The sequence below is a fragment of the Wolbachia endosymbiont of Rhagoletis indifferens genome (assembly GCF_048537595.1).
Taxonomy (GTDB): domain Bacteria; phylum Pseudomonadota; class Alphaproteobacteria; order Rickettsiales; family Anaplasmataceae; genus Wolbachia.
Window position 1 is genome coordinate 312196 of the sequence record NZ_CP175923.1, and the last position, 22629, is coordinate 334824.

Genomic DNA, 22629 nt, shown 5'->3' on the forward strand with positions numbered 1-22629 from the left:
GTGTAATTGTTATAAATTTGGTTAAGCATATGGCAGATTCAAGGATTAACATAGCTCTCAGCGAAGAAACTTCAAAGTACCTTGCTCGCTTGGCTAAAGTGAAAAAGCAGTCCGTTCAAGAACTAGCAGAGGGGTTTATACAAGAAGCAATTGAACATGAGGAAGATATAGCGATAGTCAAACTCGCTATCCAACGTGACACCCGAAATGCAAAATTCATCAGGCATGAAGACGTCAACTGGGCTTAATCTGTTATGAGGAAAATGTAGTTCACGAAGATATTCCAAGTCTTCCTAAGACAATATGGTCAAGGATAAAAGAAATCGTAAAAGAGCGCCTTACAGTTTCTCCTGAGAAGGCAGGAGATCCCTTGCTTGGTGAGTTTAAAGGATATCGTAGAATACGAACAGGTGATTACCGCTTGATCTATCGAATAAGTAAATCAGAACGTATAGTAATGATTACTGCAATAGAGCATAGAGAATACATTTACGATTGTCATGAAGCAGCTACTATAAACATTAGATATATTTTTATACACCCACTTTTTTATTGAAAAATTTAGAAAGATATTGTATAATTGTTATAGTAGTAGATTTTGGTAAAACATATGGCAAATTCAGGAATTAACATAGCTCTTAGCAAAGAAACTTCACAGCACTTTGCTGAACTAGCTGAACTCACTAAGGAGTCTACTCAAGAACTAGCAGAAAGGCTATTCAGAGAAGCAGTAGAGCGTGAAGAGGAAGATATTTTATTATCTGTGGTTGCTGATGAGTATGATATTGAAGGTGCAAAAAAGACTAAAAGTGAGGATGTAGATTGGAATACACTATTATCTTCCTAGACAATGTTCTCGAGAAAGATCTTCCAGATCTTCCGAAAACAGTAGGGTCAAGGGTTATAAATGCGATAAATGAGCGGCTTACAGTTGATTCCTATTAATCTTGGTGAAGCGTTAAACCACAGCCTTAAAGGGCGCAGAAGACTAAGAGTTGGCGATTACCGTATTATATATCATGTAAACACTGTAGAATATGAAGTAACCATAGTTACAGTAGGGCATAGAGATACCATTTACGAAAAGGCTAGAAAAATACTGAGTAAACATAAATATATTTTTATACAGGCCTCCTTCTTGTGCTGCTTTCTATCTTAAGTGGCTTTGCTGAGCTTAAAAATTGATTTTTTTTGATCCAACGAAAACACTATTTTGAGTCGAAGAGTCTCCGTTTTGATATGAAAACAAGTGGTCACGCTACTTGGATTCACGGGCTCTTAAATTGCTTTAGCTATAAATATTTAAGAAATTTACCAAATGAAAAAAAAGGCAAAAGAAGCCCTGGTCATTGTCTATTTTCAGTATTGGCGTTTTTTAAGTCTTAAACACTGCAATTTAGCTGCTTTTAATTGCAACTCACCTTAGTTTAAATGTTTAAGAAATTTACTAAGTAGAAAAAAAGGCAAAAGAAACCCCGTGGTAATTAGTGTTCACTCTCTAATCCTGCAAATTGGCGTACTATACTGTCTTAAACGACTTATAAGCGCGTTTCAGCTTATATAGGTAAAAACCTAGAAATATTGTGAAGACATAAGGTGCACATAGTGCAAAAAATTAAAAATAAGACGCCAACTACGTTGTTTTCTTGCTGTTTAATCTGCACAGATGAAGATAACTGAATACCTTCAGTTTTATGATAAAGGGGCTGGCGAAATGTGTCAAGCAGCTTTTTCGTTTCTATATGCGCTACCTTAAGACTTCAACGTCTCAACGCACCTGACCCCACTAGCATATAAATTTGCATGGCTCTTTCCAGTATTAAGCAATGCAAGTCCAATGTTGTCTACACTAGAGCGCAGTTCCCCTATTTCCTCATTATTTTCATTTGTCACTTTAGTGCCAATATCTGGAAGTGCGTTATCCCCCTCAACAAGGTAAAGCTTTCTTCTGAATATTTCTTGTCTGCTCATTCGATTTACGACTTCCTGACCTATATAACACCCCTTATTAAAGCTTATACCGTTTACTTTATCGATTAAAAATTGCAGTGGGAACGATGAATTTTGTACCATATCTTTTGCTCCATCTGGAACGAGGTTTTGAATTCTAACTTTTTCATACTGAGTAAAATCCCCAACTGGCTCCTTTATTTCACCTTTATGTATGATCCTCATTCCTAGCAGTTTGTGCCTTGGATCTTGAAAAATAACTTGTGACTTACCACTACACTCCGTTGACTTAGTATTAAACAAAACTCCAACCTTATATAGTGCACTAACGTCTTTAATCTTCACCCTCAAATAAGTTTTAAGTAAATCTAGTTTCTCGATTATTTGCTGCAAGTGCATGTTTTCGCACTCCAAGAGGGTGTATTTACCATATTCAATAAGAAAAAAATCATATAGATATTTTCCTTGAGGGCTAAGCAATAAAGAGTAAATGGCTTTTTGGCTACCCAACTTATTAATATCATTGGTTATAATACCCTGCAGAAAATCTCTAGTGTCAGGCCCATATAGCACTATCACACCACGACTTAAGAATGGTATATAACTCATGAAATCTCTATAAATAAATCTAAATTTTATTATACAACATTAGGCTCTTTTAGAAACTGCTTTTGGCGTGCATATTTTATAATGGTGTGCATATTTTACAAGCTCCAGCCCTTGAAATCTAACTTACGAGTATATATATAAAGTTATAGGTTAATTTGTTGAGAGGAAAAGCAAATGTCAAATGTAAGTTTAAATGTATTGGATGATAGCGTGCTGATCAAGCCTGTTAGCGAGGAAAAGCAAGGTGGAATTATGCTTCCATCAAGTGCTGAAAAGAAACCTACTAAAGGTGAAATTGTAGCAACTGGTGAAGGTTCACGCAACTCAAATGGCGAACGCGTAGCTTTAACTGTGAAAGCTGGTGATAAAGTGTTCTATCGTCAATGGGCTGGTACAGAAATAGAACATAATGATGAAAAGCTTATCGTGATGAAAGAGTCCGATATACTTGCTGTCATTAAATAGCAGTCTTTATTTTACTAAACTGAAACAAAGCGCAACATGGCGCATTGTAAATGGTTTTATTATAGTTTTCTAAATTTTTTATTAACAAGAGGTGATAAAAATGACTAATGTAGTAGTATCAGGTGAGCAGTTGCAAGAAGCCTTTCGTGAAGTCGCAGCAATAGTAGACTCAACGGTGGCAATAACTGCGGGACCTAGGGGAAAAACAGTAGGGATTAATAAGCCCTATGGAGCACCAGAAATTACAAAAGATGGTTATAAGGTGATGAAGGGCATCAAGCCTGAAAAACCACTAAATGCTGCAATAGCAAGCATCTTTGCCCAAAGTTGTTCTCAATGTAACGACAAAGTTGGTGATGGTACAACAACGTGCTCAATACTAACTAGCAATATGATAATGGAAGCTTCAAAGTCAATTGCTGCTGGAAACGATCGTGTTGGTATTAAAAACGGAATACAGAAGGCGAAAGATGTAATATTAAAGGAAATTACGTCAATGTCTCGTACAATTTCTCTAGAGAAAATAGACGAAGTGGCACAAGTTGCAATAATTTCTGCAAATGGTGATAAGGATATAGGTAACAGTATTGCTGATTCCGTGAAAAAAGTTGGAAAAGAGGGTGTAATAACTGTTGAAGAAAGTAAAGGTTCAAAAGAGTTAGAAGTTGAGCTGACTACTGGCATGCAATTTGATCGCGGTTATCTTTCTCCGTATTTTATTACAAATAATGAAAAAATGATCGTGGAGCTTGATAATCCTTATCTATTAATTACAGAGAAAAAATTAAATATTATTCAACCTTTACTTCCTATTCTTGAAGCTGTTGTTAAATCTGGTAAACCTTTAGTTATTATTGCAGAGGATATCGAAGGTGAAGCATTAAGCACTTTAGTTATCAATAAATTGCGTGGTGGTTTAAAAGTTGCTGCAGTAAAAGCTCCAGGTTTTGGTGACAGAAGAAAGGAGATGCTCGAAGATATAGCAACTTTGACTGGTGCTAAGTACGTCATAAAAGATGAACTTGGAATTAAGATGGAAGATCTGACACTTGATGATCTTGGTACTGCTAAAAATGTTAAAATTACTAAAGATAATACCACAGTTGTCAGCGAAAATAGCGATTCTGACAGTGTGAAAGCTAGAATCGAGCAGATCAAATCTCAAATTGAAACTTCAACTTCTGATTATGATAAAGAAAAGCTAAGAGAACGTTTAGCGAAATTATCAGGTGGTGTTGCTGTGCTAAAAGTTGGTGGAGCAACTGAAGTGGAAGTTAAAGAACGTAGAGATAGAGTTGAAGATGCGCTGCATGCAACAAGAGCTGCAATTGAAGAAGGCATAGTTCCAGGTGGTGGAGTTGCGCTTCTTTATGCTTCATCTGTTCTCGACAAATTAAAAGGTGCAAGTGACGAAGAGCAAATAGGCATAAACATTATCAAGAAAATTCTCAGTGCTCCAATTAGAAGGTTAGTTAAAAATGCTGGTCTTGAATCTGCTGTTATAATTGACTATTTGATTAAGCAGAATGATAAAGAGCTTATATACAACGTTGAGGCTATGAATTACGCTAATGCATTTACAGCTGGTGTGATTGATCCAGCAAAAGTGGTGCGTATTGCTTTTGAAACAGCGATATCTGTTGCGAGTGTGCTGATTACTACTGAATCTATGATAGTTGATGTACCAAGCAAAGAAAATGCTTCATCTCCTATGGGCGCAGGAGAAATGGGTGGCATGGGTGGATTCTAAGTAGAGTGAAACCGTGGAGCAATTGCTCCACGGTAGTTCCAAAAAATCTCACATTTTACTATTCGTTAAAGGTAATACGTTTGGTGCAGAAATGCACTACTGTTTGCATCCGTTTCACTCTTTTATATTATGGTTGTCTATAGCTAACCCAAGAAAGGTTTTCCTACGTCATACCGCCAAGGATAGGTTCCGCTAACAAGTAGCGGAATGACGAATTTTTGTTTTTCAAATTGTCGGTAAATCTAAGTCAGTTTAGCTATATGTGTTTTCCACAATGACTTATTCTTTTCACCCATTTATATTACAGTTGTATATATTAGAATAATGCTATGTTAATAAATAATCTATATAATACTATTAAATATAATAATTAAAATCTAAATCACTTTCTCTATAAAAGGAGAATTTTACCTTAATGAAAATACATATATATTTAATATTGTTTTTATTTTTTTCTTGCACTCAACTATATGCTGATGAGGAAATTGCAAAATTTGATTTACTTATTGGCGAGATAAATGAAGCAAGCCTCACTCTTAAAGGTGCAATAAGGGTTACAGTAGAACCAGGCTGGCACATATATTATAAAGATCCTGGAGATTTCGGTTTTCCCACTTCTTTTGATTGTAAGGGTAACACATTAAACATAGATATTTACTGGCCTACTCCAAAGGAACATAGAGATAAAGTAGGAAGAGAGATATTTATCAGTAACGTATATGAGGATATGGTATTATTTCCCTTTAAGATGAATGTGTTTTCAAATCAAGGGTATATTGACCTTAACTTCCATATAAATTATGCGATATGTAAAGATAGGTGCATCCCTAAAAGTGCTGAGATAAAAATCAAACAGCCACTAAAGAATTTTATAAATTCTGATGTCAATGAACTTATAAATGAGTGGTATGAAAAATAGAGTTCTCAGGGGGCGAGTAAGTTATCAGTCCAGTGATAGGTTCAATAGTTTAAAAATGTTATCCCTATGTCCTATTGAAATAATAGTTACTATGCGTTTTGCGGTATTTACATGGTAATCAGCAACTTTTATTCTTCTATGTCCCTTTAATCTATTGCGTAATAATATACCATTACTAACAGGATCAGTCTCAAGACGCTCTTTTATTGCGTTTTTAATACTTGGCTTTACGTCCTGTGGTAAGGAAGGCAAATTTCTCTTAATAACATGTTTGAAATATTTAATAGTATATCGCTTATTTCCAGATGCCTTCACTATCATCTACTTCTTCTGCATCATCATCACTTAATTCTCTAATCACTTTAGAAAACGCTACATCTTCTACTTCAAGCTCGATCGCTTCTTTGACTAGCTTTCCTGTTAATTTTTAAACAGTTGTTTAGTGGCTTTAGCTAGTTCAATAAGGTGTTGTGAAGTTTCTGGGTCGAAGGTTACATTAACTCTTGAATCTGCCATAAGTTCTACCAAAGTTTATGAGTAATTATACAGCATTTTCCTGAATTTTTCAATAAAGAATTTGCAGATTAAATAATAAGAGGCATAAATCTTTTCAAAAGATATCATAAGCTATATCTCTGAAAAGCAATTATACTGATATTAGTATATCATTAATATTTACATGTTAATATTATATTGATTTTTTAATTAAGGAGTATATTATGGATATGGATAATGTGTTAAAATGCAGAGATAAATGTACGGTACTTGGTTCTGCAGATGGAAAAGGTAATAGAGCTGAGATGGTAGATATTGATTGCTTTGAAAAATGTATTTCTCAGAGTCCTCAAAATTCCCCATCTCATTCATCAAAACCAACACTTAGTGGGAAATTAACAGCTAGTGCAAATAATCTCCTTGACGAGAGCTTGAAATTATTGTCTATGGCAGATGAAATACATGATCTAGATCCAATGTATCTTTAATCACAATAAAAAAAGAAGATATTCAATATCTTCTTTTTTTTAATACGATTACTTCTATAATTAGCTACTTGAAAACAGATAACCTGTTTTTTCTGAAAATTAAGAACGATAAAAGGCATAAATCTTTTCAAAAGGTATCATAAGCTATATATTACTGCTCTGAAAAGTAATTATATTAATATAATATCTGCATTTATATGTTAAAATTATATTAATTTTTAAATTAAGGAGTATATTATGACAAAACATACACAAAAACTTGATCTACGGAATTCCATGAATAGTGAAAATGAGGTACCCATACAACATACATACGGCGATTGCGTCAAAATATGCGACCAAAGACACAATAGTGGTACGTACTGGCATAAAGTGTGCAAGCACTGGTGTAATAATACTAATTTTTCATATTCTCAACCTCATTCACAAGAAGTAACACTTAGTGAGAAATTAGCTAGCTACTGCAGACAATCTCTCTGCTGAGAGCATAAAATTATCACTTATGGCAGATGCAATACACGCTCTAGATACAATGTATCTTTAATCACAGTAAAAAAAGAAGATATCCAATATCTTCTTTTCTTTTATACGATTATTTCTATTTATCGTATATATCACAACTTCAGTATACGTGGCAGCTTACATTTAGTTAGTCAACAACGCGAACAGAGCGCAGAAAGAAGCGGAAAAATACTTTGTAGAGCTTGACACTGACTTTGACTAAAAACTGAGTATGAGAGCAGCTAGTATTATGTTAAAATAAAAATTTTTGATATGGAAAACTGGTCCCAGTATCAGCTACTTGGATGACAGGAAAGGGGTGCTAGGATGACAGAAACGAAGTCATACGAACTCCCATAGAAAATAGGTTAGGTATTTTCAACTTTTGTATGTATACTTAAGTCAAAACACTCACTTTTACAGATGGATACAGTAAAGTTTGTTTTATTACTGCCAACAATATTACTCATGCTAGTTGCTGGTGTTTACCTATCGGTTAAACTAAAATGGCTACAGATATTTAGATTACCATACGCCCTTTCACTCCTTGGAGCTAAAAAAGGAGAAAATAAATTTTCTTCTATAGCCGCCCTATTTACAATCTTAGGGGGAAATTTAGGAGTAGGAAATATTTCAGGAACTGCTGTTGCTCTAAAAACCGGGGGACCGGGCTCTATTTTATGGATGGCGATAATTATTGTTATCACTTCTGTGATAAAATATGTCACTTGTTATCTAAGTATAAAAACCAGAAAGGAAAAGAACGGACGGTTTATAGGTGGCCCCGTAGCCTACATGGCTGATGCATTTAACTCTAGAAAAGCTACAATTGTGTTTCTAGTTGTTATGATGATGGTTTCAATAACAGTTGGTAACCTTGTTCAGGTAAATTCTCTATCAATACCACTTAACATGATAGATGTGCCTGCAGTTGTTGGTGGCATTGTAATGGCCATAATATTTTTTGTTGTTGCAGCTCTCAGCTTAAAAAAAATCAAAATTTTTATATCGGCTATGATACCGATAATGACGGTAAGTTACCTCACACTTTGCGGTATCATATTATTTAAATTTAGTGAAAATATTCTTCCTTCTCTAAAACTAATAACAAGCAGTTTTTTTACAACTAGTAGCTTTAACTCTGGTTTATCTTTAGGTTTGATTTTAGAAATGTTGACTATTATTCAAGTCGGAACTTTGCGAGGTATTTTTGCAACAGATATAGGGCTTGGCCTCGAAGGAATCGTGCACTCTTCAATTGTTCCTAAGAAAAATAACAATAAATTTATTATTGAACAGAGCCTAATCACAATAATATCGCCTTTTATAGTTGCATTCATAGTGTTTATTACAACAATGGTACTGCTTGTCACAGATTCTTGGGTCACTGATTTAGAGAGTACTAACATGTGCATATTTGCTTTTAGAAAAGCTATGAATTGGCCCTATATTGACTATTTAATTATGGTCATAATGTTTTGTTTTGCTTTCACTACTATTTTTACTTGGTTTTTTTGCTCAAAACAGACAATACGTTATGTGTCTATGGATAATAAATACACTAAAATCTGGATTGTAATTTTTACCATGATCATTCCGCTTGGTGCGATAGGTAAAGTCCGGTTGCTATGGGATGTCGCTGATATCTCGATTGCTGCTTTGTTGTTTATCAACATACTTGCTATACTCAAGCTAACTTCTAAAGATCCAGGAGTATTCACTATGAGCAACAGATATTTAAAATTAGGCGCCAACTAAAAGTTGCCATCTGAGTAACAACACAACCTTCCTTAATAAAAATTCAACCAATGCTCGTGATAATTATATTAGCTAGTATTAGCTAGAACTAAAGGCAGAGGGTTATTAGTGAGGGGTATATGAGCACTAACGATACACAACAAGAACACATTTATAATGAGCGCATTCAAGAATTTTTTCCTTTATTTGATAAAAAGGACGACCCAATTTATAATGCTAGAGTTGATTTTAACACAGTAAAGTTTTTAACAGAACGCGCCGATTGGGATTGGAACGAAGATAAAGACAAAAATAAAGCATGTGGAGTTATTCTTCAGGAATGCGACAAGACAGCTAGACAAGAGCTTGAAGATAAAGCTAAAGAAGAGTTGAATAAATATATTACTAGTGCTAATAACATTAATGATGATGTTGAAGATAAAAAAGTTTCAATATACGGTAATCATGCAAGTATTACACTGGAGGATAACAAGAAAGAGTTCAAAATCAGCGAATTTTTAAACAGTGATTTTTGTCAGAAGAATGGAATCTCGGGATTTTCAACGTTGCATAGTGATGGAAAGAGCGGAATGCATGGTTTTGTTGCCGAGGAAGGAGGGAAAAAAATAAGACATTATGTCGTAACCGATGGTTCATATGAGATGACGCTAAATTGGTATGTGAATGGGGAAAAGTGTACTATCAAAATCAATATTGATAAAGATGGTATAGAACTTATTGAAGGTAATGGCGTTACTGAAGATCAGCTAAAAGCAAATAAAGACGTAAAAATAGGTGGTTTATTCTTGCATGAAATAGAATTCAGGGAAAAGGGACAAGGAAAAGCGAATGAGATGCAAACGTCATTTGAAAGTACTATAAGAAATGACGATATCGTAAAAGACAAAGCTACCCACATGAATCGAGGAGTTGGGTCTCAGACCCCTCCGCTGCCACCACTTAGAACTAGTTCACTACCACCTGAAAAAGATGTTTTCAATAAGCAAAGGAGGAATACCTCTGCCAAGCCTGTAAGCCAAGATGGTGGGCAAAGAGATAAACAGAATAATCCAACACCTAATAATCAGCAAAAAGGTGCAACTTCTGATCCTTCAGATAGTTCTACTTTCACCAAGTCTGTAAGCCACAATCAAGATAATAGGCAAGAAGATGGACGTTATGACAATCCTACATTTGGATATGCTGTACCTGGAAGCCAAAAACCAGATAGAAGTGAGCAAACACCTAATGATCAGCAACAACCTGAAATCCCGCAACAAGAAGGAAATAGCAAAAGCGATCTATTACAAGAGATCAGGAATTTCAAGAAAAACAACTTACGGCACACTGATGTTGATGATAGAGAAACATCAATTGCAGGAAGTAGAAAAAATAACCCATCACCGTTAGAGACATTAAAGGACAGAATTCCTTATTCACCTTCTCCAGATCCAGATATATATAACAGTGATAACCAAAGTGCTAGTGGTGCTGAGTGGAAAGAAAGTGAACAGTCATTTTCTGTTCCAAAACCCAATAGCAAAAGTGACTCGGGCTCTTCATCTCAAATTCATGCTCAACCTCAAGTAGATCCTGAGCAGCCAAAGAGGAGCTTAGAGAACATTGGACAAAGTGATCAAACTCCGCCTGAAAATCTTCTTAAAGAAATCAGAGATAGATCACAGCAAGATAATAGAGGATTAAGGCAAGTTGATCCTACTGATAAACTGTCACAAGATCAAGAAGATGGGTTGCAAAAAGACAATTTAGCAGATGTAAAAACAGTGGAAGGTCCAACTGTTAGTGTCTCTGCTTCAACACCAAATAGTATAAGTGATTCAGGTTATATATCTCCAACTAGTAGTGATAGTAAACCTCAAACAGATTTAAAACAGGTAGGAAGGAAATTAGAAGAACATATTAATCTAACTCTATTTGAAGAACTTAAAAATACATTAGGTCAAGAAAATCTCGGGTTAAAACCGGCTGATCAGAGTCAGATTAGTGAAGAAACTAAAAAACGCTTGAGAGAAGATGGATTGCTAAAAGACAGTTCAACAGATGTAAAAACAAATGATTCGGGCTATTCATCTCCAACTCATGCCAATCATGAACAATCTCAAGTAAATCCTGGACAGTTAAAAGCGAGCCTAATGAATGTTGAACAAAAAGATGACACTCTACTTACGGAATTTACCAGTAAGTTGGATAAAGAAACTCAGAAGTTCCCACTAAAACCAGTGGATCAAAGAGGAATTAGTGAACAAACTAAAAAACGCTTGAGAGAAGATGGATTGCTAAAAGACAGTTCAACAGATGTAAAAACAAATGATTCGGGCTATTCATCTCCAACTCATGCCAATCATGAACAATCTCAAGTAAATCCTGAACAGTTAAAAGCGAGCCTAATGAATGTTGAACAAAAAGATGACACTCTACTTACGGAATTTACCAGTAAGTTGGATAAAGAAACTCAGAAGTTCCCACTAAAACCAGTGGATCAAAGAGGAATTAGTGAACAAACTAAAGAACATTTATTGGCAGCCGGGTTGCTAAAAGATAGTTCAACAGATGTAAAAACAGTGGCAGAACGAGAAAATGCTGACACTAGTCCAACCGTAGATAAAAATAGCGAACTATATAAATTGCTAGAAAAAGATAAGATACAACTGGAAGTTGGAGTAATAAAAGAAGAAAGAGAAGATACTTTAACAGAACACACTGATAGTTGTGATCGCGATAGAATCGCATTAGGTAACAGAAATAAAAGACCACTGGATTGGACTAAACGTATTGCTGAGTCACAACAAGAAAAAGATACCAATAAAGGTATTTCAATATAAATTGAGGTTAAAATAATTGCTTAGCAAACAATAGGTTTCATGCAACGGTAACCCTATAACAGAAGAGTAGGAGCCGCGTAAGAACAATACGAACATTCCAGCTAGGCCTTGTATATTGCATCCCCCTGCCCTATTTTTCCACTCTTCTGATGCTAAATAATACTTAATTTCTTGTTCACTGAGACGTTTAAATTTCACTATTGTAACCACAGTCCTGATATGTTGTTTAGATTGATCGGGAGTTAATAAACATACACTGGTGTATACTCTATGCCTTCTTCCTGATAACAAGCGGATACATTTTTCTGCTTGTTCAACGTTTTCAGCTTTAAGCAATATCCTTCTACCACAAGCAACAACTGTATCAACACCAAGCACAAAGTAATTTGGATTTGAACTTCGTATTTTCTCAGCTTTACTTTTTGCCATACGGATTGAGTAATCCTTCGGAAGTTCCTTTTTTAAAGGGGCTTCATCTATGTCTGCTGGCAAAATTAAACCTGGCTCAATATTTATTTGTTTTAATAAAGCTATGCGCCTTTTCGATGATGAAGCAAGAATAAGATTATTTAGAGATCGTTCTGTCACTTGTACCTTTAAGCCTTCTAATGATCCGACCTTTTTTCGCATTCCTATCGTAAATGCTCATCTCAACTAACACCCTATCCCCTATAATGATGCGTATTTTACTTCTTCTCACTTTCCCTGATACATGACAGATAATTTCATGTTCATTGTCCAGTTTCACTCTAAATTCTGCTGCAGGTAGTAAAGCAGTTACTGCCCCTTCCACTTCAAAAATTGTTTTCGATTTCTCGTCTTTTATCATATGTTATATTATAATTTAATAATCTTTTTCAGTCTACTATAGATTTTAAATTATTATCAACACAAAAGACTTTTTGCACTCCACTTAAGTATTTCTCTTGCAACTTAATCCCAACCATCTTCACAATAATGCTTTCGAAGTGCAGCCCTGCATTTTTCACTTTCTCCAACCTAACCGAGAAAAGGCGAGCTACCTACGTTTCTACTCTCTGCCACCTTCTCAATAGAACTTGTAGTTATGTTGGAAGATAAATCATTATCACAATTTTCCTCATCGCTACCATATCCGCCATCAATGCTTAAAGATCTGAGTGATCTTCTCTCCCCTTCTAGTGGAACATAAGACTCATTATCAAGGCTTAAAGATCTGGATAACTCTATCTTCTTTCGTGGAGCATTGTCAGGCTCACTAGAAATGTCTCCTGTTAGAGTATAAAATTGATCGTTGAGGCTCCTTTGTCCATCAGCACGAATTTTTTCTTCCAGTCCATTAAGCATTTCTACAACTTTATCATCCCATTCATTCTCACGCTCTAGCTCGCTTCTTAACTCTTCAACTCTCCATGCTAGGTTGCATATCTCTTGTTTAGAAGATTCCAGTTGTGCTTTATACTCATTTTCCAACCCTAGCATTTGATATTTTAAATTGCTTATAGACTGCTCCTTTTCCTTCATTATGTGTGCTGCTTGGTCTATCTCTTTTTCAAATTCTTTTAATTTGTCTTCTAATTCCTTCTTTTCTGTATTAACATCTTTCAGCTTGTCCTCTAGCTTTCCTTTTTCTTCATATACACTTTTAAGTTTTTGTGCCCTCTCCTCCAGGTTTTCTTTGAGCTGCGTTAACTCCTTGCGCATTGTATCTATTTCTGCCTTTGATCCTCGCTCCTTTTTTTCAAGTTTATCTTTTAAATCACTAGTCTGTTTTTTTAATGCTTCAATTCTTTGCTCAGCTTCTGCAAGTTTCTGATTCACTCTTTTCTTTTCTGTTTGAGCACTTTCTAGCTCATTGCTTAATGCTTGGTTTACCTCTTTCAAGCATGATAATTCTTTTTGCAGATCTAATACTTGTTTTGAAAACCGTTCTTTATCTTCCTCTATATCCTTATTAGAGCGTTCTAACTGATCAAACTTGTCCTCTAAATCAGACTTTCCTTCCTGCACATGATATAGTTCTTCTTGCGATTTCTTTGATTTACTTTTTAACTCCTCCTTTTTTGCATTAGCAACTTCCAGCTCTTGCCTTAGCTTTCCTTTTTCTTCACATACACTTTCAAGTTCTTGTGCTTTCCCTTGTAGCTCTGCTAACGCACTTGCTAACTTTTTATCTTTTTGTGCCAGTTCAGTTTGCAATTCTGTGTTTTTTTGCTCTTGCTCAATTTCTACAGGTCTCTGATCCGATACATAATGCTCATCACCAAGTCCACTATCAACGCTTGAAAATCTGCGTAATTTTTTCTTCTCTGGTGTAACATTAACGTTATCTTCAGTGAGTTTAAGTATAAGCATTGTATCTCCTGGAAATTCCTCGCACTCGTTTTCTGGAATGTCGAATTCTGGTCTCTCTTCTCCAAGTTTATCTTGTAAATCGCTATTCTGCCTCTCTTTTACAATTGTTTGATTATCTTCTGCTTGGGTTGTTTCTAGTTTCTCCTGTAGTTGCTGATTTTCTTGTGTTAATTCATGGTGCTTTTTATTTATCACTTGCAACTCTGCTTCTTCTTGCTTCAATTCAACGTTTTCTTCGGACAGCATCTGATTATTTAAAATCAATTCATCCATTTGTTGTGAAGCAACTTCTGGTTGAGTTTCAGTGTGCTGTAAATTGACTTCTGTTTGAATTAATGCATTGCTATTAATAGAAGGAGGAGGAGGAAGGCTATTGTCAGCATCAACTTTAGGATCTAATTTCTCCTCTGGTTCTTTGTCTTGATAGGCCACTATAGATTCATTTTGAAAATTATTATTAGCAGTAGGTACAACATCAGCAGCCTCACCCTTTTTTAGTGATTTTATTACAGCATTATGTAAGGAGAGACCTTGAATATATAATTCATCGTTTTGCTTTATCCATTCTCGGATCTCCTCCGATAGCACAAAATCTTTACCATTAAATTTTAATACTTCAGTTATGCCACCACTACTCACATTCATAATCATGGTACAAATTGAAACATTCCCGAACTCATCCTTTACAGGCCAAGTGCTTGTCATTTCATAACATGCGCCTTCTTCAAATTTATAATGTCTTTCCTTACCTTCTCGATGAGCGCATATTTCACGTTTTTTATTGCAATAGATATTCAGTTCTTTCTCTTGCTGCAAAATGTCACTAATCTTTGTTGGCTCACTTCTATTGTAATTAATAAGATTGATATTCAAAACTCTATGAGCGTTATCAGTTTCTGTGTAATAAGCTCGAAGCTCTACGCCTTTTCCCTCAAAACATTTACTTGCAGCTTTTTTTCCCTGCTCTGCCAACTCTATGCATTTATCTATATCTTCCTTAAAGCTCTTACCGGCAGACTCTGTTACTGCTTTATCTATGTACGTTTGTTTAAAATCTTTATCGTTTATTAGGTCATAAAAACTCCACCCATCTCTATAAGCATTCTGTATAGCAGTGAAGTCTCTTTCTTCTTTCAAAAGCGTTAAAAAGCCTACCTTGTCTTCTAGATTTTTTAGTTTAAAACCTGTTATTATCTTCTCTAATTGAGAATTAAATTCTTTATCGGCAAAATTTTCAGCAGGATTATTTAAATTGTTTAATTCGTTTTGTAATCCTTTATTTTCTGCAATTGAGCGGCAGAACTTTATTATAGCAGAGTCCTTAGTGGAAGGATTTTCTTTTTCCACTTCATCAATACGGTCCTTGAGGGATGTAAGACGTAGTGTAAACCGTGATGAATAACATAATTTTTCTTTTTCTTCTCTATACAACACCAGTAGGCGATGTATTGCATACCAGGTACATGATGCTGCCCTTATAACTGATTCAACATCATAATTCTCTGACTGATCACTTGTTTTTCCTGCCTCTGCTGTTTTTTCTTCCTTAGTCAAATCTCCAATCATAACACACCTCCTTTAACTATATTTATATTATACTAATTAACATATATTTAAAAAAATCAAACCACGCTCTACACTAACTTTTATGATTACTTGATTGTGTAAAAATAACTGCAAGTGTTAACCTTGAGCTTTTATCTTTCATTATACACTGCTCACTATACGTTTACACTACTACCTTGCATAATAGACTATTCGAAGTTACGCAAGTATTTTTTTTTATTGGATAAAAGTTAACAAGACGTTTTCAGAAATCTTTAAGCTCAATAACATCCTCTCTTTTTGGACTAGTTGAAATTAGATGAATTGGTACACCTATTAATTTTTCTAACTTGTCTATATATTTTATTAAATTGATAGGCAATGCTTCAATCGACCTTTTACCTTGAGTATTTTCTTTCCAGCCAGGAAACTCTTCATATATTGGCTCTAATTCCTCCTGTATTGAATGCGATGCGGGTAAATAATCATACATTTTCCCGCTATACTTGTAACCAGTGCATATTTTAATTGTATCAAAAGAATCAAGCACATCTAATTTGGTTAATACAATGCTTGAAACTCCAGAAAGTTGCACAGCCTGGCGCACTAAAACTGCGTCAAACCATCCGCAGCGCCTTCTTCTATTGCTCACTGTTCCAAGCTCCTTGCCTATAGTAAATAAGCTATCTCCAATCTCGTTCTTTTGCTCAGTAGGGAATGGACCATTGCCCACTCTTGTTGTATAAGCTTTTACCACACCAATAATGTAAGCATTGGAGGCTAATCCTGAGCCTGTTATTGCTTGCGACGCTACAGTATTACTTGAAGTAACAAAAGGGTAAGTTCCGTGGTCGATATCTAAAAATGTGCCTTGGGCGCCTTCAAATATTATTTTCTTACCTTCTTTCACAAAGTCATTTAATATCCTCCACACAGGTTTTTTATATGAAAGAATTTTTTTTGAAATCCCTTGAATTTCTTTTAATATTTCTTCTTTTTTAACCACCTGGTAGTTAAGGCCTTTTCTGATAGCATTGTGGTAATTCAGAAGAGTATCCACTCTTTTATTGAGCTCATCTGCGTTTTCTAAGTCACAAAGGCGTATAGCTCTCCTTCCAACTTTATCTTCATAACATGGCCCTATTCCTTTGTTTGTTGTACCAATTTTGCGATTTCCGTTTAAATCTTCAAATAGCTTTTCCTTGTCCTTATGTACGCTAAGTATTAATGGACAGCTTTCAGATACTATCAAATTATTGGGATTGATATCCATCCCTTTAACTTTCAATAACTCTATTTCTGAGATTAGAGCATGTGAATCAAGAGCAACACCGTTTCCTATGATAGATATTTTGCCCGTTCTCAAAACAGCAGAGGGCAGTAAATTTAATTTATAAACCTCATCATCTACTACTATAGTGTGCCCTGCATTATTTCCTCCCTGAAATCTCACAACTACATCTGCATTCTCAGAAAGATAATCTACTATTTTACCCTTGCCTTCGTCACCCCATTGCAGACCAACAATTACAATATTATTCATCATTATTTTCTAGATTAATACATAAATGTTAATATAGTACGCTACAAATGAAAAGAGAAATCTACGCCTTTCCTGCACCTCTTAAATAAAGAAATATACTGTCGATTTTCTTAATATATTACCAAATTATTCATCATTATATGATACAACTTACAGCATATTTACAGTAAGGTGTTATTTATGAAAGAGGCAAAGGGGAAAAATAATAAGAGTCCAGTAGTTAGATTAAAGGCCACAGCTAAAGAGTTCAATTTTAGTAAATTAAGAGCAGATCAAGATAATAAATTAGCGAATTCTGGTGAAACAATGTTCTTAGATTTTCAAAGGATGAATTTTATTATTAACGGAAAAGAAATAGATAAAAATCTTATTATTGCATTTAAGGAAGGAGCTAAGCACCGCAAAAGCGAACTTTTTAATAGTGATGATATATATAATGACGAAATATTTAACAAAAAAGGAACAAGAGAAATAGATACGGATCATGGCAAAGCATTTGTTGCTTCAGTACTTGAAGATATTGAGAAAGAGCTTGCAAGTGATGCATTGGGTGAGCTGTGGAAGGACCACTGCGAGAATCCCAAAACTGCTGATTATCAAAAAACTGATTCATATAAGAAAGAATTTGAAGAATTTTACAATGCTGGCCACGGGTATATCCATCTATTACCTACAGAGAGAGATGAAAACAAGGATTACCGTTCCTTTGCAAAAGAAGTTTTCAAAAAAATGTTTAGATACGCTGGAGCAGAAGTTCCAAGTGATGCTATTTTAGAAGAGCTAGTCACCAATTGTAATCAAGCAGGGTATGAGGCTGCTCCATTTATACAAACCCAACTTGCACTTGGACAGTCGTTCATAGTAGAAAATCCTAAAAAAGTAATAAACATTGATTGTGCTAACCAAAATAATGTGAGAATTAGATCTGATATGAGGCTACCAATACTCTCTGTTGAAAATCAAGTTATGCATGGCGATAAGATATGTAATCTGCCCAGTTCATTGGAATTTACAATTGAATCTCACAATGGTGAAGACTTTGTAACATACAGAGATGGTAAATTGTCACTTACTATTCCTAAAGAGTTAAAAAATTATAAAGATAATGGCAAGAGCTTGTTTGACATTATTAAAGAATATTTTCAGAAATTCTGTGCAAAATTAGGATTTAAACCTGAGACAAAAATACAAATAGAGCATGGCTTCGGTGCTCAAAGTAACTATTTAGATGGTACAATATCAACCACAGGATCAGATGCAAATGAAGAGTTTATCAATCTTTTAAGCGAAAATCTCAGAGAGAGGTTCTTGGGGTTAGGACTTGCTCTAGAAGATGTTAATGATCTTGTTGAAGTCAGAGTATCTACAGTTATGGATCTATTGAGTGATTATGCTAAATTGGAAGATAATAAAGAAAACAGAGAGTTATTAATAAGTGAAGTAGCAGATAATTTAGGGCTTTCCTTTCAAGGTAAAATAGCATCAGAAGTATTGAAAGAGTTTGATGATGAAATGTTAATGCATACAGAAGGTATAGATAATAACATAGGTCAACATATAATGGAATTAGGCTCTTTACCTTCTTTGATAAGAGGCCATATTAATCATAATCAAGTGCAGTCTGTTGTAAATACTTTTATTAAGTTAATTATTGAAGGGAAAAGCGAAGTATACAAAGAAAAAAATGCAATTAATGCAATTGATGCAATTTATCAGAAGGTAGATAAGGCAATTGTTGAGCAAGAAAAAAGAGCAACCAACAAACAAGATATAGAAAATGATAAATGGACAGATAAAATAAAAAAACAGAGATTATCTGTGGAATCACATGAACACTTACATTAAAGATACTAGTAGGCTCTTTAAATATTTTAGAGTTCATGGTTACAACGGTTGCTATTTTACAGTGCACCTCATCGTAAAAACTACGTGCCGTTGCATCATATGTTTCAAGAACGTTGGTAAAATGTTCAAGTTGATCTCGATTCAATACCTGATCTATTCTAGTTAGTTGGTCATTGCTGCTTTTAAAATTAGTTAGATCACATAACATAGCACGTTCTTCAGTTTCAGCAGGCAAGTATTTAAAGTGACCAAAGATATTTTGCCTAATTTTCTCTAGCATATTTACCTGTATACTTACAAAGCTACCTAATACCGCATACTGATTTCTCTCTTTATTTTGTACGAATTAATCAAATGAAGTGAATACAGTATCCACACTACTAAAAAAAATGTGGCACAAAACATAAACATTACAATGAGTGGCAACAGCAAAGAACCTTCTATTGCTACTCCACCTCTTCTCAAAATGCTTGCAGGCTGGTGGAGAGTAGACCATAAATTCACGGAAAATTTTACTATAGGAATATTTATAGCACTAAAAATGGCAAATACTGCTGCTGATTTTTCTGCCCTCGCTTCATTGTCAAAAGCGCTCCACAATGAAAGGTAGCCAACATATAGGAAAAATAAGATCAACATTGAAGTAAGCCTTGCATCCCATACCCACCAGGTGCCCCAGGTTCCTTTTCCCCAGATGCTGCCTGTGATTAAGCATATTGCAGAAAAGATTGTCCCTGCAGGAGCAGCAGCATGTGCCAAGACACTAGCAATGCTATTGTTCCACACTAATGAAATGAAACTGAGTGAAGCAATTAATCCATATATTCCAAGAGCAAGCCATGCAGAAGGCACATGAAGATACATAATTCGTACAATTTCTCCTTGTTTATAATCTTCTGGGGAGAAGAATAACGCCAAAAACATTCCAATCAAAAAACATGCGAAACAAATAACCCCAAGCCAAGGTAGAGCTTTCTTAGAAAAATAAGAGAAATTTGTAGGCTTTAATAAAAACATTCGTTTTGAGAATAATTGTGTTAAGAATTTACCAATTAGTTTGAGTTTTATCAACAGGATAGTTTTTCTATATTTACGTAGGTCAACAAATTAGCATAATTTCAGTAGCAGATTGCTAGCTATTATTTTTAGTATATGACCCTTAAAAAGCTTAATCTACATTTAGTATCAGATTCAAGTGGTGAAACTGTTATATCAGTTGCAAAATCAGCCCTGAAACACTTTCGTTCTATAGAAACGATCGAATATGTTTGGTCTTTTGTAAAAGGAGAAGAGCAGATTGACAAAATTCTGGAGGAAATTAATAGGAAAAGTGATGAGCATAATTTTGTTATATGCACTATTACTGATGATGAGCTAAGAAAATATCTAAAAGATAACTGTATAAAGTTGAAAATTCCCTATAGAGCAATATTATCACATATTATTAGAGAAATTTCGTCTTATCTTGAAATTGAAAAAGACGAAAAGCTTGACTTGCATACTGAGATAAATAACGAATATTTTCAGCGCATTGAGGCAATAAACTACACTATTAATCATGATGATGGACAAAATATTCAAGATATTGATAAAGCAGATATAATTTTGGTTGGAGTTTCACGCACATCAAAATCTCCCACCAGTACGTATTTAGCTTACCGAGGCTATAAGGTTGCAAATATTCCTTTTGTTAGTGGAGTACCCTTTTATGTCGACTTGGCAAAATTAAAAAATAAACTAACGATAGGGGTAACAATAGACGTAAGTAGGCTAATAGAAATACGCAAAAATAGACTTACTTCAATTAACAACGAAGATAATAATATATATGCTAACCCTGAGAAAGTAGAAAAGGAAATTAAAGAAGCAGAGGAACTATTTAAGCAGAATAACTGGCCAATTATTGATGTCACGCAAAAGTCAATCGAAGAAGTATCAGCAACAATTATACAATATTTTAATAAAATGTGAAAAATTTATCAATTGACTAACTCTCTGTAAGTGATCATAATATAAGGTAATTTAGTTCTTACTATAGATATGAAAGTCAAGAGTTCGCTAAAATCTCATCGTAACAGAGATAAAAATTGTAAAGTTGTGAAAAGGGGTGGTAAGATTTACATTATAAATAAGGTAAAGCCAAGGTGTAAAGCGCGTCAAGGTTCTTAGCTTTTTGTTCACCTTTTCATGTTATATATTTCTTGTATGTGAAAGTACGGTGCTTATATCTAAAAAGAAGCAAAAGTTGCTGTGTTTAAGCGCAGCCTTACTCATTTCTTCTCTTACATTATATTTCAGCATTAGCACAATTACAGGCAAACGTGGCTTGTTGACGTTAATCGATTTAAAAAAAGAAATTGAGTACAATGAACTTTTGCTAAAGGATATCTCTTTTGAAAAGGAAAAGTTGGGTAACAAAGTATTCGGCTTATATGAAAAAAGCTTGGATTTAGATCTGCTTGATGAGCAAGCAAAAAATGCTTTAGGTTATGTGAACCCTAATGAACTTATGGTTGTTCTTGACGTGGAATAGCAGTATAGAACAGATCAGATCTCCCTACGTCATACCGCCGCGGTATCTCGTTGTAGATTTCACTAACAAGCAGCGGAATGACGGGTTACCAAATTGTAGGTAAATCTAAGGTAACCGTTCACAGATTTCCACTTAATTCTTCAATCTCACTAATAGAAAGGCCAGTAAACTTGACAATAGTGTTGACATCAACATTATTAGCCAACATTGTTTTTGCAACTTCAATTTTTCCTTCAATTTTCCCTTCAGTTTTTCCTTCCTCTTTACCAATTTTTTTGCCTTTTTCAGTAGCAAGATCAAGTCTGTATTCAAGAATGGCTTCTTCTTTCCGTAGATCCATTATCCTTTCTTCGTAAGCTACTAAATCTTTTTCGTTCCAACGAAACTTATCTAACTCATCATATGCTAGCTTTATTATTGGTGCTTTTTCTGCTATCTCTTTTAAGTCCTCTTCTGTTGTTTCTTCTGCGTATTTAAAAAAGAAACACCACCTTTCTACTATACTTTCTAACTGCTCTACTTTACTTTTTGAAAATTTGGGCAATTCTATAAAGATAAATTGAAAATCTTTTAAGTAATGGCCGTTGGTTTTTATATCACGTATATTATGAGTAGAGATATAACCAACTTCTTCAGGAAGTAAGTTACAATTTGATATAGCAATAAAGAAGACTTTCTTTAAATCAATGTAGTTGCCAGATTTATCTAATTGTCTTGAATAAGCCTTAGCAGCATACAGTTGGGCACGTTTCTCAAAGCCCTTGTCTCTAGCGAGCTGCATTTCTGCTATATATCTATTTCCGTGAGAATCCTTGCAGAGAACATCAACAATACTTTGTTTATCAGAGGCAACTTCGGGATCCATAATAGTGCTAAGAAACTCAACTTCTTGTATTGCATTTATCTCAGTAAACCCTAAAATATCGTTCAAAAAGTGGATCAGGATATTCTTATTTTTTTCCGTTCCAAAGATTTTTTTGAAACACAAATCATTGCGAGGATCGAGAAATTTTGAAAGAGCCATAGCAAAAGTGCTTAAAAATATTAATAATTATACACTATTATTAATAAT

At 34.6% G+C, this 22629-nt stretch carries 23 protein-coding genes; 14 read left to right on the forward strand and 9 right to left on the reverse strand.

Translation table 11 applies throughout. From position 1 onward, the window contains the following. Positions 1-29 precede the first annotated feature (29 nt). The 4 genes from ACJZL1_RS01525 (at position 30) to ACJZL1_RS01540 (ending at position 1159) form a co-directional block, all read left to right on the forward strand. Positions 30-248: a DUF6290 family protein gene (locus ACJZL1_RS01525; protein ID WP_419247358.1), complete on the forward strand. Its 219-nt coding sequence runs from the start codon at positions 30-32 to the stop codon at positions 246-248. Between the two features lie 74 nt (positions 249-322). Next, positions 323-556, forward strand: a complete 234-nt coding sequence (locus tag ACJZL1_RS01530; protein WP_419247507.1) for a type II toxin-antitoxin system RelE family toxin — start codon at positions 323-325, stop codon at positions 554-556. A gap of 54 nt (positions 557-610) precedes the next feature. Further along, positions 611-847 carry a hypothetical protein gene (locus tag ACJZL1_RS01535; protein ID WP_265025568.1) on the forward strand — a complete coding sequence of 79 codons (237 nt, stop codon included), beginning with the start codon at positions 611-613 and terminating at the stop codon, positions 845-847. 69 nt (positions 848-916) lie between these two features. After that, positions 917-1159 (forward strand): type II toxin-antitoxin system RelE family toxin, encoded by a 243-nt coding sequence (locus tag ACJZL1_RS01540; RefSeq protein WP_265025569.1) that lies wholly within the window; start codon positions 917-919, stop codon positions 1157-1159. Positions 1160-1752: 593 nt separating this feature from the next. Here the strand turns inward: ACJZL1_RS01540 and ACJZL1_RS01545 are convergent. Further along, on the reverse strand, positions 1753-2559 hold the full coding sequence (locus ACJZL1_RS01545) for a YgfZ/GcvT domain-containing protein (RefSeq protein WP_419247359.1): 807 nt from the start codon (positions 2557-2559) through the stop codon (positions 1753-1755). Between the two features lie 174 nt (positions 2560-2733). Here ACJZL1_RS01545 and ACJZL1_RS01550 point away from each other — a divergent pair, with 174 nt between their 5' ends. The 3 genes from ACJZL1_RS01550 to ACJZL1_RS01560 all read left to right on the forward strand — a co-directional run bounded on the left by ACJZL1_RS01550 (position 2734) and on the right by ACJZL1_RS01560 (position 5693). After that, a complete protein-coding gene (locus tag ACJZL1_RS01550) occupies positions 2734-3024 on the forward strand; it encodes a co-chaperone GroES (RefSeq protein ID WP_265035585.1) in 291 nt (96 codons plus the stop codon). 100 nt (positions 3025-3124) lie between these two features. Then, the gene (gene groL / locus ACJZL1_RS01555) at positions 3125-4774 is read left to right on the forward strand and encodes a chaperonin GroEL (protein ID WP_265025571.1); all 1650 of its coding nucleotides are present in this window, start codon (positions 3125-3127) and stop codon (positions 4772-4774) included. Positions 4775-5189: 415 nt separating this feature from the next. Next, on the forward strand, positions 5190-5693 hold the full coding sequence (locus ACJZL1_RS01560; RefSeq protein WP_265035583.1) for a protein-disulfide reductase DsbD domain-containing protein: 504 nt from the start codon (positions 5190-5192) through the stop codon (positions 5691-5693). A gap of 24 nt (positions 5694-5717) precedes the next feature. Here ACJZL1_RS01560 and ACJZL1_RS01565 read toward each other — a convergent pair whose 3' ends face one another. Continuing rightward, complete coding sequence (locus ACJZL1_RS01565) at positions 5718-6008, reverse strand: type II toxin-antitoxin system RelE family toxin (protein WP_265025574.1); 291 nt, start codon at positions 6006-6008, stop codon at positions 5718-5720. A gap of 404 nt (positions 6009-6412) precedes the next feature. Between ACJZL1_RS01565 and ACJZL1_RS01570 the strand changes: the two genes are divergently transcribed. The 3 genes from ACJZL1_RS01570 to ACJZL1_RS01580 all read left to right on the forward strand — a co-directional run bounded on the left by ACJZL1_RS01570 (position 6413) and on the right by ACJZL1_RS01580 (position 11757). Beyond that, positions 6413-6676 carry a hypothetical protein gene (locus ACJZL1_RS01570; RefSeq protein WP_265035581.1) on the forward strand — a complete coding sequence of 88 codons (264 nt, stop codon included), beginning with the start codon at positions 6413-6415 and terminating at the stop codon, positions 6674-6676. 924 nt (positions 6677-7600) lie between these two features. Further along, entirely contained in the window at positions 7601-8935 is a 1335-nt protein-coding gene (locus ACJZL1_RS01575) for an alanine:cation symporter family protein (RefSeq protein ID WP_419247360.1), read from the forward strand. A 119-nt stretch (positions 8936-9054) separates the two neighbouring features. Continuing rightward, positions 9055-11757 (forward strand): hypothetical protein, encoded by a 2703-nt coding sequence (locus tag ACJZL1_RS01580; RefSeq protein WP_419247361.1) that lies wholly within the window; start codon positions 9055-9057, stop codon positions 11755-11757. Here ACJZL1_RS01580 and ACJZL1_RS01585 read toward each other — a convergent pair. From ACJZL1_RS01585 to ACJZL1_RS01605, 5 genes are all read right to left on the reverse strand, one after another. Next, positions 11749-12345 carry a Maf family nucleotide pyrophosphatase gene (locus tag ACJZL1_RS01585; protein WP_265025578.1) on the reverse strand — a complete coding sequence of 199 codons (597 nt, stop codon included), beginning with the start codon at positions 12343-12345 and terminating at the stop codon, positions 11749-11751. The two genes, ACJZL1_RS01580 and ACJZL1_RS01585, sit on opposite strands and share 9 nt — an antisense overlap. Then, the gene (gene infA, locus ACJZL1_RS01590; protein ID WP_164224845.1) at positions 12323-12586 is read right to left on the reverse strand and encodes a translation initiation factor IF-1; all 264 of its coding nucleotides are present in this window, start codon (positions 12584-12586) and stop codon (positions 12323-12325) included. Before infA ends, ACJZL1_RS01585 begins: the two co-directional genes overlap by 23 nt. A gap of 28 nt (positions 12587-12614) precedes the next feature. Further along, on the reverse strand, positions 12615-12755 hold the full coding sequence (locus ACJZL1_RS01595) for a hypothetical protein (RefSeq protein ID WP_419247362.1): 141 nt from the start codon (positions 12753-12755) through the stop codon (positions 12615-12617). A 1-nt stretch (position 12756) separates the two neighbouring features. Then, the gene (locus tag ACJZL1_RS01600) at positions 12757-15657 is read right to left on the reverse strand and encodes a hypothetical protein (protein WP_419247363.1); all 2901 of its coding nucleotides are present in this window, start codon (positions 15655-15657) and stop codon (positions 12757-12759) included. A 244-nt stretch (positions 15658-15901) separates the two neighbouring features. Continuing rightward, complete coding sequence (locus ACJZL1_RS01605) at positions 15902-17179, reverse strand: adenylosuccinate synthase (RefSeq protein WP_265025581.1); 1278 nt, start codon at positions 17177-17179, stop codon at positions 15902-15904. 180 nt (positions 17180-17359) lie between these two features. Here ACJZL1_RS01605 and ACJZL1_RS01610 point away from each other — a divergent pair, with 180 nt between their 5' ends. Beyond that, entirely contained in the window at positions 17360-19024 is a 1665-nt protein-coding gene (locus ACJZL1_RS01610; protein WP_419247364.1) for a hypothetical protein, read from the forward strand. 306 nt (positions 19025-19330) lie between these two features. Here the strand turns inward: ACJZL1_RS01610 and ccmC are convergent, their stop codons facing one another. Then, entirely contained in the window at positions 19331-20041 is a 711-nt protein-coding gene (gene ccmC / locus ACJZL1_RS01615) for a heme ABC transporter permease CcmC (protein ID WP_265025583.1), read from the reverse strand. Positions 20042-20176: 135 nt separating this feature from the next. Here ccmC and ACJZL1_RS01620 point away from each other — a divergent pair, with 135 nt between their 5' ends. The 3 genes from ACJZL1_RS01620 to ACJZL1_RS01630 all read left to right on the forward strand — a co-directional run bounded on the left by ACJZL1_RS01620 (position 20177) and on the right by ACJZL1_RS01630 (position 21557). Next, on the forward strand, positions 20177-20995 hold the full coding sequence (locus ACJZL1_RS01620; RefSeq protein WP_265025584.1) for a pyruvate, water dikinase regulatory protein: 819 nt from the start codon (positions 20177-20179) through the stop codon (positions 20993-20995). A gap of 69 nt (positions 20996-21064) precedes the next feature. Then, the gene (gene ykgO, locus ACJZL1_RS01625; RefSeq protein ID WP_250296744.1) at positions 21065-21193 is read left to right on the forward strand and encodes a type B 50S ribosomal protein L36; all 129 of its coding nucleotides are present in this window, start codon (positions 21065-21067) and stop codon (positions 21191-21193) included. A gap of 49 nt (positions 21194-21242) precedes the next feature. After that, complete coding sequence (locus tag ACJZL1_RS01630) at positions 21243-21557, forward strand: FtsB family cell division protein (protein WP_265035566.1); 315 nt, start codon at positions 21243-21245, stop codon at positions 21555-21557. A gap of 118 nt (positions 21558-21675) precedes the next feature. On the opposite strand, the gene ACJZL1_RS01635 is transcribed toward ACJZL1_RS01630, so the two are convergent. Next, complete coding sequence (locus ACJZL1_RS01635; RefSeq protein ID WP_419247365.1) at positions 21676-22581, reverse strand: Rpn family recombination-promoting nuclease/putative transposase; 906 nt, start codon at positions 22579-22581, stop codon at positions 21676-21678. Between the last annotated feature and the right edge of the window lie 48 nt (positions 22582-22629).

Bases quoted from the DNA above. Each gene is read 5' to 3' on its own strand.
- ACJZL1_RS01525 (WP_419247358.1), top strand. From the start codon at position 30: ATGGCAGATTCAAGGATTAACATAGCTCTCAGCGAAGAAACTTCAAAG.
- ACJZL1_RS01535 (WP_265025568.1), top strand. From the start codon at position 611: ATGGCAAATTCAGGAATTAACATAGCTCTTAGCAAAGAAACTTCACAG.
- ACJZL1_RS01540 (WP_265025569.1), top strand. From the start codon at position 917: ATGAGCGGCTTACAGTTGATTCCTATTAATCTTGGTGAAGCGTTAAAC.
- ACJZL1_RS01545 (WP_419247359.1), bottom strand. From the start codon at position 2,559: ATGAGTTATATACCATTCTTAAGTCGTGGTGTGATAGTGCTATATGGG.
- ACJZL1_RS01550 (WP_265035585.1), top strand. From the start codon at position 2,734: ATGTCAAATGTAAGTTTAAATGTATTGGATGATAGCGTGCTGATCAAG.
- groL (WP_265025571.1), top strand. From the start codon at position 3,125: ATGACTAATGTAGTAGTATCAGGTGAGCAGTTGCAAGAAGCCTTTCGT.
- ACJZL1_RS01560 (WP_265035583.1), top strand. From the start codon at position 5,190: ATGAAAATACATATATATTTAATATTGTTTTTATTTTTTTCTTGCACT.
- ACJZL1_RS01570 (WP_265035581.1), top strand. From the start codon at position 6,413: ATGGATATGGATAATGTGTTAAAATGCAGAGATAAATGTACGGTACTT.
- ACJZL1_RS01575 (WP_419247360.1), top strand. From the start codon at position 7,601: ATGGATACAGTAAAGTTTGTTTTATTACTGCCAACAATATTACTCATG.
- ACJZL1_RS01580 (WP_419247361.1), top strand. From the start codon at position 9,055: ATGAGCACTAACGATACACAACAAGAACACATTTATAATGAGCGCATT.
- infA (WP_164224845.1), bottom strand. From the start codon at position 12,586: ATGATAAAAGACGAGAAATCGAAAACAATTTTTGAAGTGGAAGGGGCA.
- ACJZL1_RS01600 (WP_419247363.1), bottom strand. From the start codon at position 15,657: ATGATTGGAGATTTGACTAAGGAAGAAAAAACAGCAGAGGCAGGAAAA.
- ACJZL1_RS01605 (WP_265025581.1), bottom strand. From the start codon at position 17,179: ATGAATAATATTGTAATTGTTGGTCTGCAATGGGGTGACGAAGGCAAG.
- ACJZL1_RS01610 (WP_419247364.1), top strand. From the start codon at position 17,360: ATGAAAGAGGCAAAGGGGAAAAATAATAAGAGTCCAGTAGTTAGATTA.
- ccmC (WP_265025583.1), bottom strand. From the start codon at position 20,041: ATGTTTTTATTAAAGCCTACAAATTTCTCTTATTTTTCTAAGAAAGCT.
- ACJZL1_RS01620 (WP_265025584.1), top strand. From the start codon at position 20,177: ATGACCCTTAAAAAGCTTAATCTACATTTAGTATCAGATTCAAGTGGT.
- ykgO (WP_250296744.1), top strand. From the start codon at position 21,065: ATGAAAGTCAAGAGTTCGCTAAAATCTCATCGTAACAGAGATAAAAAT.
- ACJZL1_RS01635 (WP_419247365.1), bottom strand. From the start codon at position 22,581: ATGGCTCTTTCAAAATTTCTCGATCCTCGCAATGATTTGTGTTTCAAA.